This is a genomic window from Chryseobacterium sp. PTM-20240506 (assembly GCF_048296755.1).
Taxonomy (GTDB): Bacteria; Bacteroidota; Bacteroidia; order Flavobacteriales; family Weeksellaceae; genus Chryseobacterium; species Chryseobacterium proteolyticum.
Genome location: NZ_CP182581.1, coordinates 4,752,583 through 4,769,478 on the forward strand (window position 1 = coordinate 4,752,583; position 16,896 = coordinate 4,769,478).

A 16,896-nucleotide genomic window follows, 5' to 3' on the forward strand; every position below is an offset into this window, starting at 1 on the left:
ATTCGATCATTTCAGATATAATTTCATCCTTGTCTCATATTCTGGCTTTAATTTCAGAAACTTCCATATTTTTTTGTCTTCGGGATTGCTCACACGGTAATAAATAATCTTATCTGCAGAGTATCTGAAATAAGGATGGTTCTTTAACCATTCTTCCGGTGCGTCCGCAAGTGTATATTTTGTGATGCCGGAGGAATCAAGCTTACAAATTGAAATTAATTTCTGCACAAGATCTGCATCTATATTGTAAGTTTCCAGGATTTGCTGTTTGGTAACGAATCCGCCCAGTTTTTTTCTGAAACCAATAATTGATCCTGCACTTTTTTCATCAAGTCCGAATTCCAGAAGCTGTTTAAAAGTAATTTGATTTAAATCAGTAGATGCGAAATCTGTTTTTTGCTGAATGATTGGATTCTTTTTTTCATCATTTTGCTGATCTTTGATTTTAATAAAGGGTTTTAATTCTTCAAACTTTTCCTGAGAAATGACGAAACATTTCTGAATATCCTGATAGGTATTAAAACGTCCCTTTAAATTTCTATCTCTGTAATTAACTATAGTTAATGCCTGCTTTTCGGAAAAACCAAGAGATTGCCATCCTGCTGTGTTTAAAGTATTAGGATCAAAAAAACGGAGATAAATACGAGGCTTTTGCTCAGTACTCTTAGAAATGTTTTTTAAATTTTCAGGTGTTTTTTCCGGTAAAAGCAGATGTGGTGCTAATAATCGATAGTTTTCATCATTGATTATAAAGCAGGCTTTTAATTTTTCTTTACTTACAAAACTACCTCCCAGATAAGCTTTGTATTTCAAAATCGCTTGGGCCTGTCTCGGGCTGAATCCCATATTCTCCCATTCTTTTTCAGAAAGGTGATCCGGATTGAATGTTCCGGAGACGGTAATTGTTTTTTTATCAGGCACTCCCGATCTACCATTTTTTATAACCTTATGGTCATTTGGGAGCATAATGTATGGACTGATCTCTGAAAATTTCTCCTTGGAAATAGCGTAGCATTTTTGTAATTGTTCTTTAGATGTAAATTCTCCACCAACAATTTTCTTATAGTTTAGTATCGTTAGTACCTGTTTTGAAGAAAATCCAAGGCTTTGCCACTGTTTTTCGTTAAGGTCATTAGGATTAAATTCGGTTAAATACAATGAAGCGTTTTCCTCCGACACAAACTTTATTTCGGGGAAATTTTCTTTTTCTTTACTGGTATACTCCTGGAAGATGAATAATATGAGCAGTAGTATACCTAAAAATGCAATCTTTTGATAGTAGCTTCTTTTCATCAAGCTAAACTTATTGATAAACCTCAACTTTTAAAAGAATAATGTTCAGAATTTGATATAATGATATATAAAGGGTTGTTTTTTGATGGTAACCCTTTTTAAAATGAAGCTGATCTTTTGATTAATTGAATTTTTTCAAGCCTACTCATCGGAATAATCGAGATAATATGATATATGATGGCATAAAAAATCCCCAAAAATGTTTTTGGGGATATATTTAACTAATAACAGATTATTGTATTACTGACGAACAAGATTATATTCTGTTCCTGCTGTTTCTTTTGTCCATGCGCTTCCGCTATGCATTTGAATTGTTTTATCATTGACAATTGAGAAGGTTGTTACACGGTCTGCAATATTTGAATACTTTAAAATTACCTTATTGGTGTCTTTGTAATACTTCCAAGTCCCTGTACTTGACATAGGAGTTGTACTACCAGGAAAAGTTTCAGACAAAGCGAAAGTATTATCATCTTTGAAAGTGATTTCAACATTCTGTTTTGAGTTTCCTGAAGGGATATTTCCTTTATAAACTCCTGGTACAAAAGTAGAAGTTTTAATTACCGAAGTATTTTCCTTTTGATTTTTCATTGTACTGCAAGAAGTAAATCCGATGAATGATGCGCAAGCTGCTGCGAGAAATAAATTTTTCATAATATGTTTTTTAAATTTGGTTTCTTACTAACTAAAATAATGCCAAAAAATAAAATAAATAAGTGAAAAAGTCATTGAGTTTTCATTGCTGATCTTATTTTGCCAAGGTGTGAAAAGGTGCAGAAAATTGATCATCACAGGATTAGCAGATGTTTATGTAAAATCTGATATTTGGAAAAAAAATGTTAGGGTATTTTTATCCGTTTCTGTTATTCAGAGTCTTTTTCTACTAAAGATTCTTTTAATTTCAGTAATTCAGCTTTTACGAATTCCAGACGGTCGATAATAGTAATGGTCTCGGATATTTTACTGTTTGTTGCCAAAGCGATCTTTGCTCCATCCAGCGTGTAACCTTTTTCTTTCACCAGATGGTAAATGATCTGCAGGTTTTTAATATCCTCAGGGGTGAAGTACCGGTTACCTTTCTTGTTTTTTTTAGGTTTGATAATAGGGAATTCCTGCTCCCAATAACGTATTAATGAAGTGTTTACATCAAATGCTTTAGCAACTTCTCCTATTGAATAATACAGCTTATCGGGTAAATTTATCTTCATTTTATGAATCCTAATTTTCAAAGATAATTTTTTTTGAATTTTTTTACAAATTTACCATCCAAAATATATTCTTAAAACTCTTTTCTTTTCTTGAAATACTATAATCTTCCAGTGCTATTTAAGATTAAATGAAAGTCTTTTTTTAATTTTGAAGTAAATTAATAGATTTGAATTCTATATCTGTACTTCATATTGATCTTTTTCAGTCCGGGAAAAATACTTCGGATTTTTATTTCAATACAATGAAAGATCATTTGGTCAGCAGCCATAAACATATTGAGAAGCCCCATCGGCATGATTTTTACGTAACGGTGCTTTTTACAAAAGGGACAGGAATTCATGAAGTCGATTTTCACAGGTATGATGTCTCAGAGGGAAGCATGTTTTTTCTATCACCGGGTCAGGTTCACAGCTGGGAACTTTCGGAAGACACGGACGGGTATATTTTTTTCTTATCTCAGGAATTTTATGATATGCATTATATCAATCAGCATCTGAGAAACTTCCCTTTTTTTAGTTCGGTGAATTTTTCAAGAAAGCTTCAGCTTGAAAAAAAATACCTGAACCCAATGGTTGGTTTGTTTGATGAGATTCAGAATGAGTATTATTCTCATAACCTTATGAAGGAGGGGCTGATACTTTCAGTGATTACAAAAATGTATATCACCTCATCAAGGTTGTTTTCTAAAGAATACAATACTTTTAATTCCCCGGTTAGTATTTCATATTTAAAGCACTATCAGGATTTTGAGACTTTACTCGAAGAACATTTTACAAAAGAAAAATCGATTTCATTTTATGCTTCTTTGCTGGATATTTCTCCTAAACACCTGAACAGGATTACGCAGACTATGGTTCAGAAAACGGCTACTGAAGTTATTACTGAAAGGGTAGTGCTGGAAGCAAAACGGATGCTGATGTATTTAAGCGAAAGTCTTGTTGAGATTGCCTTCAGATTAGGATATGAAGAATATTCTTATTTTGTGAGGGTATTCCGGAAAACTTCCGGAATAACACCGACTCAGTTTATTCAAAAGTATAAATCATAAACTTTTTGGCTACAACAATAGTTTGAAAGGTCCTTCAAAAGTTGTTTCAAAAGTATCCACAATTTTGCCTTTTTCATCAAGTACAGCAATCACAATGTTCTGTTTGGAAAATCGGATGTCTTTTTCAGGAAATGTAATATTAATGTTACCTTTTAAGATCTGATCTCCCTTTAATACAATTTTATCTGAACCAAAAAAAGTGATCTCGCCATTTTTAGGACTTATTACTTTTATTGTTAAAACCTTTTTCTCATTGGTTTTGTTTAAAAAAGTATAAATAAATGTATTCGTTATTTTTCCATTTTTTGTAAAGAAAGTGGATCCGGCAGGTTTAATAAATTTGGCCTCCATAGATCCACGGTCATACATTAGAAAACCAAGAAAACCGATTAATAATGCCAGAAAAACCGTAGTGACTTTCATTCTGGAGGTAAAAATAAACCTGGATTGGTTTTCAATTTCAGCTTCAGTTGCGTAGCGAACCAATCCTTTTGGAAGACCTATTTTTTCCATTACTTCATCACAGGCATCAATGCACGCCGTGCAATTAATACATTCAAGCTGTTGGCCGTTTCTGATGTCTATTCCTGTAGGGCAAACTACGACACATTGCTGGCAATCGATACAATCTCCTTTTCCTTCTGATTTTCGGTCTTCACCGTTTTTCCATTTGGAACGGTTTTCACCTCTTTTAAAATCATAATATACATTGATGGTTTGTTTATCAATAAGAACTCCCTGTAAGCGTCCGTAGGGGCATACCAATGTACATACCTGCTCACGGAGCCATGCGAAAGTAAAATAAAAAACAGCTGTGAAAGAAATCATAGCAATGAATTTCAATGAATGTTCTGCCGGTCCTTCACTCATGATTTTAAAAACCTCTCTGTAGCCTACAATATACATGAACATGAAATGACTGATAATTAACGAAACCAAAAGGAATACCGACCATTTCAGACTCCTCTTTCTTATTTTTTCACTATTCCATTCCTGTCGGTCCAGCTTCATTTGCTTATTACGGTCACCTTCGATCCAATATTCTATTTTTCTGAAAACCATCTCCATAAAAAGAGTTTGCGGACAAAGCCAGCCGCAGAATATTCGTCCGAAAACTACTGTAAAAAGCATAATAAATATAACAGAAGTAACAGCGCCCAGAGCCAGAATAAAAAAATCCTGGAGATAAAAAGGTTGCCCCACAATGAAAAATTTTCTGTCGATAACATTAATCAGAAGAAAAGGGTTATGATTAATGGTTACGAAAGGTAGAATAAAAAACAAAGCAAGCAGGATATAGCTGGTGTAATTTCTGTAATTTGTATATTTCCCCTTGGGTTTGCGGGGGAACACCCATTTTCTTTTTCCTGTATCATCCATTGTTCCCACAGAATTTCTGAAAGCTTCATTCTCTATTGCTATAACCTTTTCGGGTTTGGTGTCTGTATTCATTCTTTTATTTTAAATAACCAATTGAATAATCCCTCATTTTGTTGTTTTTTTTATTAAAAAACATCTATTGAGTTTCTTACCGCAAAGCTCTTAATTAAGGGAATACATTACTAATAGTATACACGTATTGAATAGGACAAATGGGACATTTATCAATTTTTTATTATTGTATCAAAATGAGAAAATAATTCTTGAATTTTATTTTTTCATGTTGTACATTGTGAGCCTAAAATGAAATAAGAAATGAAGAATCTTTTTAAAATGACTTGGGTTGGTTTGGTTTTAGTATTACTAAATTGTCAATCAGTAAATTATACCCGTATGTTTTATCATGATGTAATGCCAGAGAAGATTTCAGACCGGTTCGGTTTTACTGAGGGGCCCTCCTCAGATAAAGAAGGGAATGTTTATTTTACAGATCAACCCAATGATAAAATTTATTATTGGGATTGGAAAACAAATGAAATCCGGGAATTTTTAAGCAAAACAGGACGCGCCAATGGAACCCATTTTGATCAAGACGATAATCTGATTACCTGTTCTGATGATCAGGGCGAGATCTGGAAGATCTCTAAAGATAAAAAGATTCAGATTTTATTAAAAGGTTTCGAAGGAAAAAGGCTTAATGGTCCGAATGATGTATGGGGAGATTCTTCAGGTGGAATGTACTTTACTGATCCTTTGTATAAGAGAGATTACTGGATTGATTTTAAACAGGAAATTCCTCATAAAAGTCTTTATTACAGAAATAAAGAAGGTAAAGTAAAAAAAATCGATACTTTTACCCAGCCCAATGGCATTGCCGGAAGTGAGAAATACAGAAAACTCTATGTTTCTGATATTGATGCAGGAAAAACTTATGTATACGACATATTGGATGCAGGAGAACTTTCTGAGAAGAGACTGTTCTGTGAAATGGGTTCTGACGGAATGACGTTAGATAAGCACGGGAATGTTTATTTAACAGGTAATGGGGTTACGGTGTTTAATCGCGATGGTAAGAAAATCTATCATATTCCCATAGAAGAGGAATGGACCTCTAACGTAACATTCGGGGGAAAGCATAATGATATTCTTTTTATTACTGCTTCAAAGTCAGTATATACTTTACCAACAAGGGTAAAAGGGACAAGATAATCGATTCCATTTATTGTTGTTAAATCTTTTATCAGTGATTTAGTTACTTGAAAATTATATGTAATATTCAGGTAATCAGTGAGGTGGGCTTTGATTTCATTGATGTTATTTCATGTGTATTTGAATTTATTTCTTTTTAAATCTTATTTTATATAAAATTTTTAATCTATTTACTTCTATCGTAAAATAATTTAAGTTAATTGTGAAAATGTTAATAATGAGTGTTGTTTATTATTAATATTATGGTTTTTGTGTTTAATTTTTTGCTTTTTTTGTAAAGTGTTTTAGGCTCTGGAAAATATCGTTTATTTTATTTAAGATGTTTGCGTGAGTTAGAACATATACCAACCTTAACACAAACAGTTTAAATTATTATAGATATGAAATTCTACTTATTGATCGCATTGGCGATGGTTCCTTTTATGGGGTCATCACAATGGAAGAGAACAGAACTACGTTCACAAAGCGTAAAAAAAGTACAGGAAAAACTGGAGTTTTCAGGCTTGTATACATTAGATATAAACGCTTTAAAACAAACCCTTAAAAATACATCTTCTAAAACTTCTGAGGGAAAAGGTGTTGTTATTTCAATTCCTGATATCAATGGGAAAACAGAAAGGTTCCAGGTATGGGAATATTCCAATATGGCTCCTGAATTACAGGAGAAATATCCAGACATAAAATCTTATATGGGAAGGGGAATAGAAGACCCGTCTGCTTATTTAAGATTTAGTCTTTCACCGGTAGGTTTTTCATCCATGATTACAAGATCCGGTAATTCTGAATTTGTTGAACCTTATTCACAGGACGGAACAGTATATGCTGTATTCGATTCAAAAGCAAGAAAGAATCAGGAGGCAGAACCTTTCATTTGTGGTACTGCTGAAAATCTGGCAACGAAGTCCCTATCTAGTAAAAATGGTGCACAAAATAAAAAAGCCGCAGGTTTCAATACTTTCAGGCTGGCTATGTCATGTACCGGGGAATATGCCCAGTATCATTTAACAGCAGCCGGAACACCGGCAAATGCTACGGAAGCGCAGAAAAAAGCGGTAGTACTGGCAGCTATGAATACGACATTAACCCGTCTTAATCAGTTATTTGAAAAAGATCTGTCATTACATTTTAATTTAATTGCCAATAATGATGTGCTTATTTTTTTAGAACCTACTGCAGATCCTTATACCAACGGAGGACCTGGTGAAGCTCAAACCCAGATTTCAGCGCGTATTGCAGCTCAGGACTACGATATGGGTCATTTGCTGGATAAAAAGAATGGTAACGGCCAGGCAGGAGATATCGGAGTAATCTGTGATGATAATGCTAAAGCAGGTGGATGGACAGCTCATAATTTTCCTGAAGGAGATAAATTCGATATAGACTATGTTGCTCATGAAATGGGTCATCAGATGGGGGCGAACCATACATTTACGCTTTATAATGCAAGCTATACGGATGCTTCTTTAGTAGAGCCGGGAAGTGGATCTACGATTATGGCTTATACAGGTATTATGGGTGGTAATAGTGATGTGCAGTTTAACTCATTTGATTATTTTCATGCTTTTAATCTTAAAGAGATCAAAGATGTGATCAATGGCGTGGCATGCGGTGTTAATGTGCCGTTTGCTAACCCTGCACCAGCAGTAAATGCCGGAGCTGATTATACAATTCCTAAATCTACACCTTTCGCATTGAAAGCAACCACAACAGATGCCAATAGTGCTGGTTATACTTATACGTGGGAGCAGATGGATTCCGGTTCGGCACAAACAGGAACGGTGAACTCCCTTACGTATGCTGCCAAACCTTCCGGTCCTACTTTCCGGTCCTTACCTCCGGTAAGTACACCTGTAAGATACTTTCCTGATTTTAATAAAGTATTGGCAGGAGTATATGCGACCCGTTGGGAGTCTTTATCCAGTGTGGCAAGGACACTTAATTTTACAGTTACGGCAAGAAATAATCATCCTACTGCTCCGCAAACGAGCAAAGATGAAACGGTAATAACGGTTGATGCTGCATCGGGACCTTTCAAAATTACAGCTCCGACATTTGGACAGTCGTTAAGTTCCGGAAATTCAGCAACTATAACCTGGGATGTAGCCAATACCACTCAGGCTCCGATTAATACAGCAAATGTTACGATTAAATTATCTACCGACGGAGGGCAAACATTTACCGTGCTGGCAGCAAATACACCTAATGACGGTAGCGAACAGATTACAATTCCTGCCGGATCAACTTCGGCAAACGCATACATTCTGATTGAAGCTATAGGAAATGTTTATTATGCGGTAAGTCCAAGTTTTGTTATTGATTATAATGTGACCGGAGAAACATGTGCAACATATACTTATAATGGACCAGCTGTTGGCATTACAGATGGTCCAGGAGGTAGTAATATTTCTGCTCCTAAAGTTGTGATTCCTCTCCTTGTAAATAATACGGGAACTATTACGAAAATTAAAGTAACACCTTCTGTTGCACATACGAACGTAAGAGATCTTGCTATCGGGATTGAAAGTCCGGCAGGTTCATCCGCCTTAATCTGGAACAGGCAGTGTAACAACAGGTCTGGTATAACAGCAACGTTTAGTAATGAAGGAAATGCTGTAGCATGTGCTTCGCCAATACAGGGAGAAACATTATCTAATGAGTCTTTAGCTATTTTCAAAGGTCATAAAGCGCAAGGGGAATGGAAGCTTTTCGTATCTGATAACAATGCCGGTAATGTTGGAACCATTAACGGATGGTCACTTCAGGTTTGTACCCGCGAAACACAAAATTTAGGAACAAAGGATGCTTCCGCTGTATCAGGAAATGATATCAAAATTTACCCTAATCCGAGTAATGGGAATTTCTTTGTTAAATCCAGGAATTTATCAGGAGAAATAAAAGTTACTCTATTTGATTCAAGTGGCAGGCTGATCTCTTCGGATTCCTATCAAGGTAATGGAGATTTTACAAAAGAATTTAATATGAATATCCCAAAAGGAGTTTATATTATTAATATTAATTCTTCCAAAGGGATGTATAGTCAAAAACTGATCATCAAATAAGTTTTTTAATATTATTGTAAAAGGAAAGCGGCTATTAAATAATGGCCGCTTTCTTTTTTATCTTAAAATTGATGTCGTTTAATACGCTATCTCCATTTTGACTTTTTTTCCTTTAAGCTTTTCATTGGATAATTTCTTTAACAATGAATTTACTTTCTTCCTGGAAACGGCAACATATGATGTTGTGTCTTTCACTTCAATCAGCCCGATATCCTCCTTTTGTAATTCTCCTTTTTTAATGAGATAACCCACAATATCTACTTTATTAACTTTGTCTTTCTTACCTGCACTGATATAAATTGTTTGAAAAGGTGTCTTTTCAGGAACTTTATCATATCCTGAAACACTTTCGTCAGGCGTATTATTTTTGATAAAAGGAAAATTTTCTTCCTCTGTCATGATAAGGTAAACAAAACCTTTAGCATTCATCCTCGCGGTACGTCCGTTTCTGTGAATGAAAGCATCTTCTTTGGGAGGTAGTTGATAATGAACAATAGACTCTACTTCAGGTATATCAAGTCCCCGGGCGGCAAGGTCGGTTGTGATTAGGATTCTTGCAGAGTCATTTCTGAATTTCAGTAAAGCCCGTTCTCTTTCGTCCTGTTCCATACCCCCGTGGAATGTTTCCCTGTCAATTCCCATTTGATGAAGAAGCTCGGAAATACGGTCTACTGCGTCACGGTGATTACAGAAAATCAGCGTTCTTTTATTCCCGATTTTACAAACAAGATTGAAAAGTGTATCCAGCTTTTCTTCCGGAATTGTCATTACTTTTCTCAATTGTAAATCAGGTTTTATATCGTTTTCTTTAAGGAAACTGATTACTTTTTCATCTTTCAGCCCGGTAAATGAAGGGATTTCATCCATGGCAGTTGCAGAAGTTAAAATTCTTTGGGATAACCCTTTTAAAGAATTAGAAATAAATTCCATATCATCATGAAAGCCTAGCTCTAATGCTTTATCAAACTCATCAAGAACCAATGTCTTAATTGTCTTAGGATCAAAATTATTGTTTCTCAGATGGTAAACAACTCTTCCCGGTGTTCCAATCAATACGGCAGGAGCTTCAATTAAATTATTAACCTCAATCTTTTTATCATGGCCACCATAGCAAACGGAAACCTTAAAATCCGTTCCCATTGACTTGAACACCTGTTCAATTTGTAGAGCCAATTCTCTGGCCGGAACTAATATCAATGCCTGGACTCCTTGAACGTCTTTTTTCAGATTTCTTAAAACCGGAAATAAAAAAGCAAGCGTCTTCCCTGATCCGGTAGGAGAGAGCAATACAATATCCGTATTGTTTTCAGAAGCTTTATAAGTAGATTTCTGCATCTGATTCATATCCTGAATTTGCAGTTTTTGATAAATTGATTGTAGTTCCATTGGGCAAAGATAGTGAAAATAGGTGGCTAGGAATTTAGAGTCTTTAGAGTCTTAAGCTGTAAGTTGTTATTTGTTATAAAGATTGTTGGTGAAGATGTATTTTAATCTTTTAATGATTTTAATTTTGACAATCAGGCATTTAGGTGTGACGTCTCTGCGGATTAAAATATTGTTTATATTAAATAATATTCGTATATTTGCACCCACTTTTTGTGGTCAAGGTTTGAAGAGGTAAATTATTAAAAATTAATTACTTCCGTATTTTTTAAATCCACATTTGTTCAAACCGTTAAAAAAGAAGGAATACAAATTTTATTAGAAAATGTCAAAAGAGACAAATTCAGCAGAGGTTTTATTAAACCAAAACGTAGCACCAGAACAATTTGATTGGGATTCATTCGAATCAGGTCTTGATGCAGATGCGAGAAAAGAAAAAAGTGATTTAGAAGAAATCTACAACGGATCTTTAAACAGCTTAAACGATAACGACGTTTTAGTTGGTAGAGTTGTAAGATTAACTGATAAAGAAGCTATCGTAGACATCAACTTCAAATCAGAAGGTGTTATTTCTCTTAACGAATTCCGTTATAACCAAGGATTACAAGTAGGTGATGAGGTAGAAGTAATGGTTGACAGAAGAGAAGACAAAACTGGACAATTACAATTATCTCACAGAAAAGCAAGAACGCTTAAAGCTTGGGATAGAGTAAACGAACTTCACGAAACTGGAGAAATCGTTAACGGTTTTGTGAAATCTAGAACTAAAGGAGGTATGATCGTTGACGTACACGGAATCGAAGCATTCTTACCAGGTTCTCAAATTGATGTTAAGCCAATTAAAGATTACGATCAGTTCGTAGGTAAAACTATGGAGTTCAAAGTTGTGAAAATCAACCCTGAATTCAAAAACGTAGTAGTATCTCACAAAGCATTGATCGAAGCAGATATCGAAGGTCAGAAAAAAGAAATCATCGCTCAGCTTGAAAAAGGACAAGTTCTTGAAGGAACTGTTAAGAACATTACTTCTTACGGTGTATTCATTGACTTAGGAGGTGTAGATGGATTGATCCACATTACAGACCTTTCTTGGTCTAGAGTGAACCACCCATCTGAAATCTTAGAAGATGGACAAACTGTAAAAGTTGTTATCCTTGATTTCGATGATGAGAAAACAAGAATCCAGTTAGGTATGAAGCAATTAGAAGCTCATCCTTGGGATGCTCTTTCTGCTGACCTGAAAGTTGGAGATAAAGTAAAAGGAAAAGTAGTAGTTCTTGCTGACTATGGTGCATTCGTAGAAATCGCTCCAGGTGTAGAAGGATTGATCCACGTTTCTGAAATGTCTTGGTCTACTCACTTGAGATCTGCTGGTGATTTTGTAAAAGTAGGTGATGAAGTTGAAGCTGAAGTACTTACTTTAGATAGAGAAGATAGAAAAATCTCTCTAGGTATGAAACAATTATCTAAAGATCCTTGGGAAAATATCGAAGCTAAATATCCTGTTGGATCTCAGCATGTAGGAACTGTAAGAAACTTCACAAACTTTGGTGTATTCGTAGAGTTGGAAGAAGGTATCGACGGTTTAATCTACATTTCTGATCTTTCTTGGACTAAGAAAATCAAGCATCCATCTGAATTCTGCGCTGTAGGAGACAAATTAGATGTTATCGTATTGGAATTAGATATCCAAGCAAGAAGATTGTCTTTAGGTCACAAGCAATTGACTGAAAACCCTTGGGATAAATTCGAAACTAAATATGCTGAAGGAACTATCCATGCTGGTAAAGCTGTAGAAGTACACGATAAAGGTGCTTCTGTACAATTCGAAGATGCTGAGGTTGAAGCGTTCTGCCCTTCAAGATTATTAGAGAAAGAAGATGGATCTAAAATCAAAAAAGGTGAAGATGCTGAGTTCAAAGTAATCGAATTCAACAAGGAGTTCAAGAGAGTAGTAGTATCTCACACAGGTATCTTCAGAGATGAGGAAAAGAAAAATGTAAAAGAATCTAACAACAGATCTAATACTTCTTCTTCATCTTCTTCAAACGAAGAAAGATCTACATTGGGAGATATTGATGCATTAGCAGAATTAAAAAGAAAAATGGAAGAAGGTAAATAATCCTTAACCATTTAGGAATATGAAGCCACTCTTACGAGTGGCTTTTTTTATTTCTTATTATGATATTTTTATTAAAAATATCATGCTGTTTTCTAGAATTCAATTGTAAGAAGTGAATTATGTAAATGTTTAAAATTGAGTTGAATGAAGGGAAATTAATTATGATTTTAGTTGTGTATAATAAAATCAAATAAAATGATTTTTGATTATTAAATATTTGTAAATTAGCGGCTTTATTAATGTATATTAAAAATATAACCCGATCCATTTTGTTTGCTGTATCCGCAGAATTTGATCTTTGTTCGTTTTCTTAATATTAATTATATAAGGAAGGTTAAGTAAATTATGTTTCACAAAGTAAGATGAGGAAATATAAAGTCTAATAAATTTCAATATTAAAAATTGTTCAGTATAAATGAAAAGAATAAAACTACCTCTTATGGTTGCTGCTTTCGCAGTTATTCCATCTTTACAATTATTTTCACAGGAAAATACTCAGATTATCAAAGACTATATTTCTCAGAATAAGATCAGAGAATATAAAAAGTCCGATCTCACTAATTTTGTTATTGATAATACGGATGCATCGAAGTCATTAAATGGTGATGTTATAAAATTTCAACAGACTTATAATGGAATTCCTGTATACAGTTCCGGAGGAACTGCGTTAATTAAAGATCGTAAGATCGTTTATTATACAGATAATTTTGTAAAGAACTATACAGGATCTACTCCCGTTTCTGCACAAATCAATAAAACAGCAGCTCTTCAGAAAATAGCAAATGAACTTGGAAACACTGAGATTGCTGATTTTTCAATTCTTGGATTTTTTGAAAAAAGCTTAAATAATACAAAATCAGCTAAACAAAGGCTGGTGTATGCAAATACGTCTACTGGAGATTTGCGTTTAGCCTATGAGTTTATTATGATGGAGCCAAAGTCTTCCAATTACTGGAATATTCTGGTAGATGCCAATGATGGAAAAATCATAGAAAAGAATAACTTAACATTATCTTGTAATTTTAAACCGGACTCTTATGTTTCAGATGGATTAGCTATAGAGAATAATAATACATTTGTTGGTCCTGAGAAAGGCTATCAGCAAAGTTTGGTTTTGTTGGCTGATCCTGCAAGCTACAATATATTTTCAACGCCACTGGAAGCGCCTACATTTGGATCAAGATCTGTAGTTTCTAATCCATGGATGTTGACTTCCTCACCAGAAGGATGGCATTCGGATGGTACAACCCATTATACCAATACAAGAGGAAATAATGTGTATGCTTACGAAGATACAGCCAATACAAATAACCCTGGATTTTCACCTGATGGAGGGGCTTCAAGAAATTTTAATTTTCCTTTTAGTATCAATGGGACTCCTGCAGCGAATCAAAGTGCAGCAATTACCAATCTGTTCTACATCAGTAATAGGGTTCATGATGTATTTTATAAATTTGGATTTACAGAATCTGCGAGAAATTTCCAGCAAAATAATTTTGGACTTGGCGGATTAGACGATGATTCAGTTTATGCAGAAGCGCAAGATGGCGGAGGTACTAATAACGCGAACTTTTCCAGTCCTCCGGATAATTACAATGGGAGAATGCAGATGTATTTATGGTCGACTAGAAATAGACTTTTCTTCTATAATACACCTAGTACAGCGGTAGCCCGCCAACCCGCTGCTGGTGTTGCTGAATTCGGGAATGCACTAAACCCTACTGGAGTTACTGGAAATGTACAATTATCATCCGTATTAGATGGATGTACTGCATTACCAGCAGGTTCACTTACAGGGAAGATTGGTTTGGTTGAGCGTGGAACCTGTGCTTTCGTGATCAAAACAAAGAATTTACAGAATGCAGGAGCTACTGCTGCCATTATCTATAATAATGCCGCAAATGGATCAACCATTGGCAATATGTCAGGGACTGATGCAACAGTTACTATTCCATCTGTATTAATTAGTAATGCAGAGGGAGAATATATTAAAACCCAGCTTTCAGCTGCTACAACGGTAAATGTTACTTTGAAGAATGATCCTGCAACCAGCGTTACACCAGATGGGAGTTTTGATAATGGAATCGTAACACACGAATACGGTCATGGAATTTCTAACAGATTAACGGGAACTGGATATGGATGTCTGAATGCTTCATCTGATAAAGAACAAATGGGTGAAGGATGGTCGGATTTCTTTGCCTTAATGCTTACCAATAAAATAGGAGATAATGCTTCTGTTCCTAGAGGAATGGCAACATATGCTGCAGGACAGCTTCCGGATGGGGATGGAATCCGCCCTGCAAAATATTCTCCTGACTTCACGATCAACGATTATACCTATGGAGATACCAATGGAATGGAATATACGAATCAAAGTGGAAATATAGTTCCTGATGTGCATTCAATTGGATTTGTATGGGCTACGATGTTATGGGATCTGCATTGGCAGTATGTAGCAAAATATGGTTATTCTGCCGATGTTACTGCTAATACAACAAATGGTAGTTCAAGAATATTACAACTTGTTACCGATGCATTAAAACTTCAGGTTTGTAATCCAACATTTATTGATGGAAGAAATGCGATATTAGCTGCAGAACAGGCAACTACCGGAGGAGTAGATAAATGTATGATATGGAGAACTTTTGCAAAAAGAGGTTTAGGAGTGAATGCAAGTGCGGGAGTTAAAACAAATATCAATGATCAGATTCAGGATTTCACAATTCCCGATGAATGTCCGTTATTGGCTACTGATGAAGTGAAATCTGTAAAAAATACCTCAATTTCTATCTATCCTAATCCTGCTAAAAATGAATTTTTCATCAATTTCCCAAGCAATACAATGGGTAAAGTAAGTGTGGAAATTTATGATATGTCTGGAAAGCTTGTTTCTTCTGAAGATAAAATTTCTCCGGATGCTAAAAAAGCTATTTCTACAGATCGCTTGATCAACGGAACTTATATGGTAAAAGTAAAAGGCCTTGGCTTTGAAGCTGCGTCTAAAGTAATCGTTAAAAAATAAGCTGTTTTTTTTATTCAGTTTCAATCACCCCAGGGAAAACTTGGGGTGATTTTATTTATCTATAAGCTTTTTACCTCCTGGTGAATTAAATTATTATATTGTACCTTTGCAGGCTGTTAAAAAGATTATGAAGAAGAAAAATTTATTGAAAGGCGTATTGCTAGTGGGTATTGGTGCAAGTGTTTATGGAATGTTGGCTACATTTGTTAAAATGTCTTATCATGATGGATATACCACATCCGAAGTAACCACTGCTCAGTTTGTATTAGGATTAGTAGGACTTCTGATCCTGAATTTTATCCAGACTTTAACATCAAAAACAAAATTATCATCACCAAGCCGAAAAGAAGTTAGGATGCTGATGCTGGCAGGTACTTCACTGGGGTGTACAAGTTTATTTTACTATATCGCAGTTCAATATATCAATGTTTCAATAGCGATTGTTTTGTTAATGCAGTCTGTATGGTTTAGTGTGGTTGTAGAAAGTTTCTTGACCAGAAAATTTCCCAACGTGAGGAAAGTGGTCGCTACAATTATTGTACTAGTAGGAACTGTATTGGCTACGAATCTTATTAATGTGGATATAGAATTAGACTGGCATGGTGTTTTTTGGGGATTAATGGCAGCGGCTTCCTATACTCTGACGATGTTCACCTCTAATACACTGGCTACACATTTACCCGTCCTACGTAAAAGTATGGTAATGCTTTCAGGAGGATCTATTGTTATTCTGGCATTCCTTTTCTTTGCTCAGATCGGGCCCCTCTATTTTGATGGTCTTAAATCAATTTATTTAAATTTTACCGACAATACTCAACATATTCATTCTTTTGATTATTCTATATTCTGGACCTATGGCTTTGTTCTTGCTGTTTTTGGAACTATCATTCCACCCATTTTATTTAATTTGGGATTTCCAAATACAGGATTGGGCTTGGGAAGCATTATTTCATCACTGGAACTTCCGGTTTCTGTGACAATGGCTTTTGTTTTGTTGGGTGAAAAAGTAATTTTAGTTCAATGGGCAGGGATTGCATTAATCCTTTTTGCTATTGTACTTATGAATTTACCGGCAAAAAAAGAATTGCAAGTTGCTGAACAACTGTCCTGAAAAGATAATTAAGCTGAAAATAATAAGTAAAACCGTTTCTTTTGGAACGGTTTTTTT

General features: G+C 35.0%; 11 protein-coding genes. 6 read left to right on the forward strand and 5 right to left on the reverse strand.

Annotation, left to right across the window (positions count from 1 at the left end):
- Nucleotides 1-6: 6 nt before the first annotated feature.
- The 3 genes from ACNFU2_RS21330 to ACNFU2_RS21340 form a co-directional block, all read right to left on the reverse strand.
- Nucleotides 7-1,293 carry a helix-hairpin-helix domain-containing protein gene (locus ACNFU2_RS21330; protein ID WP_273647398.1) on the reverse strand — a complete coding sequence of 429 codons (1,287 nt, stop codon included), beginning with the start codon at nt 1,291-1,293 and terminating at the stop codon, nt 7-9.
- Nucleotides 1,294-1,533: 240 nt separating this feature from the next.
- Nucleotides 1,534-1,947 carry a copper resistance protein NlpE N-terminal domain-containing protein gene (locus ACNFU2_RS21335; RefSeq protein WP_273647399.1) on the reverse strand — a complete coding sequence of 138 codons (414 nt, stop codon included), beginning with the start codon at nt 1,945-1,947 and terminating at the stop codon, nt 1,534-1,536.
- A 209-nt stretch (nt 1,948-2,156) separates the two neighbouring features.
- Nucleotides 2,157-2,501, reverse strand: a complete 345-nt coding sequence (locus ACNFU2_RS21340) for a MerR family transcriptional regulator (protein WP_172277432.1) — start codon at nt 2,499-2,501, stop codon at nt 2,157-2,159.
- A 167-nt stretch (nt 2,502-2,668) separates the two neighbouring features.
- On the opposite strand from ACNFU2_RS21340, the gene ACNFU2_RS21345 reads away from it, so the two are divergent.
- Nucleotides 2,669-3,550, forward strand: coding sequence for an AraC family transcriptional regulator (locus ACNFU2_RS21345; RefSeq protein WP_273647400.1), 882 nt, complete (start codon nt 2,669-2,671; stop codon nt 3,548-3,550).
- A 9-nt stretch (nt 3,551-3,559) separates the two neighbouring features.
- Here ACNFU2_RS21345 and ccoG read toward each other — a convergent pair whose 3' ends face one another.
- Nucleotides 3,560-5,002, reverse strand: coding sequence for a cytochrome c oxidase accessory protein CcoG (ccoG, locus tag ACNFU2_RS21350; RefSeq protein ID WP_273647401.1), 1,443 nt, complete (start codon nt 5,000-5,002; stop codon nt 3,560-3,562).
- A 243-nt stretch (nt 5,003-5,245) separates the two neighbouring features.
- Between ccoG and ACNFU2_RS21355 the strand changes: the two genes are divergently transcribed.
- Nucleotides 5,246-6,139 (forward strand): SMP-30/gluconolactonase/LRE family protein, encoded by an 894-nt coding sequence (locus tag ACNFU2_RS21355; RefSeq protein WP_172277441.1) that lies wholly within the window; start codon nt 5,246-5,248, stop codon nt 6,137-6,139.
- A gap of 380 nt (nt 6,140-6,519) precedes the next feature.
- A complete protein-coding gene (locus ACNFU2_RS21360) occupies nt 6,520-9,198 on the forward strand; it encodes a reprolysin-like metallopeptidase (RefSeq protein ID WP_418123072.1) in 2,679 nt (892 codons plus the stop codon).
- A gap of 78 nt (nt 9,199-9,276) precedes the next feature.
- Here ACNFU2_RS21360 and ACNFU2_RS21365 read toward each other — a convergent pair whose 3' ends face one another.
- Nucleotides 9,277-10,584: a DEAD/DEAH box helicase gene (locus tag ACNFU2_RS21365; protein ID WP_273647404.1), complete on the reverse strand. Its 1,308-nt coding sequence runs from the start codon at nt 10,582-10,584 to the stop codon at nt 9,277-9,279.
- A 322-nt stretch (nt 10,585-10,906) separates the two neighbouring features.
- Between ACNFU2_RS21365 and rpsA the strand changes: the two genes are divergently transcribed.
- From rpsA to ACNFU2_RS21380, 3 genes are all read left to right on the forward strand, one after another.
- Nucleotides 10,907-12,703 carry a 30S ribosomal protein S1 gene (gene rpsA, locus ACNFU2_RS21370; protein WP_172277450.1) on the forward strand — a complete coding sequence of 599 codons (1,797 nt, stop codon included), beginning with the start codon at nt 10,907-10,909 and terminating at the stop codon, nt 12,701-12,703.
- 415 nt (nt 12,704-13,118) lie between these two features.
- Nucleotides 13,119-15,728: a T9SS-dependent M36 family metallopeptidase gene (locus ACNFU2_RS21375; protein WP_273647405.1), complete on the forward strand. Its 2,610-nt coding sequence runs from the start codon at nt 13,119-13,121 to the stop codon at nt 15,726-15,728.
- A 127-nt stretch (nt 15,729-15,855) separates the two neighbouring features.
- On the forward strand, nt 15,856-16,839 hold the full coding sequence (locus ACNFU2_RS21380) for an EamA family transporter (RefSeq protein ID WP_172277456.1): 984 nt from the start codon (nt 15,856-15,858) through the stop codon (nt 16,837-16,839).
- The last annotated feature ends 57 nt before the right edge of the window (nt 16,840-16,896 follow it).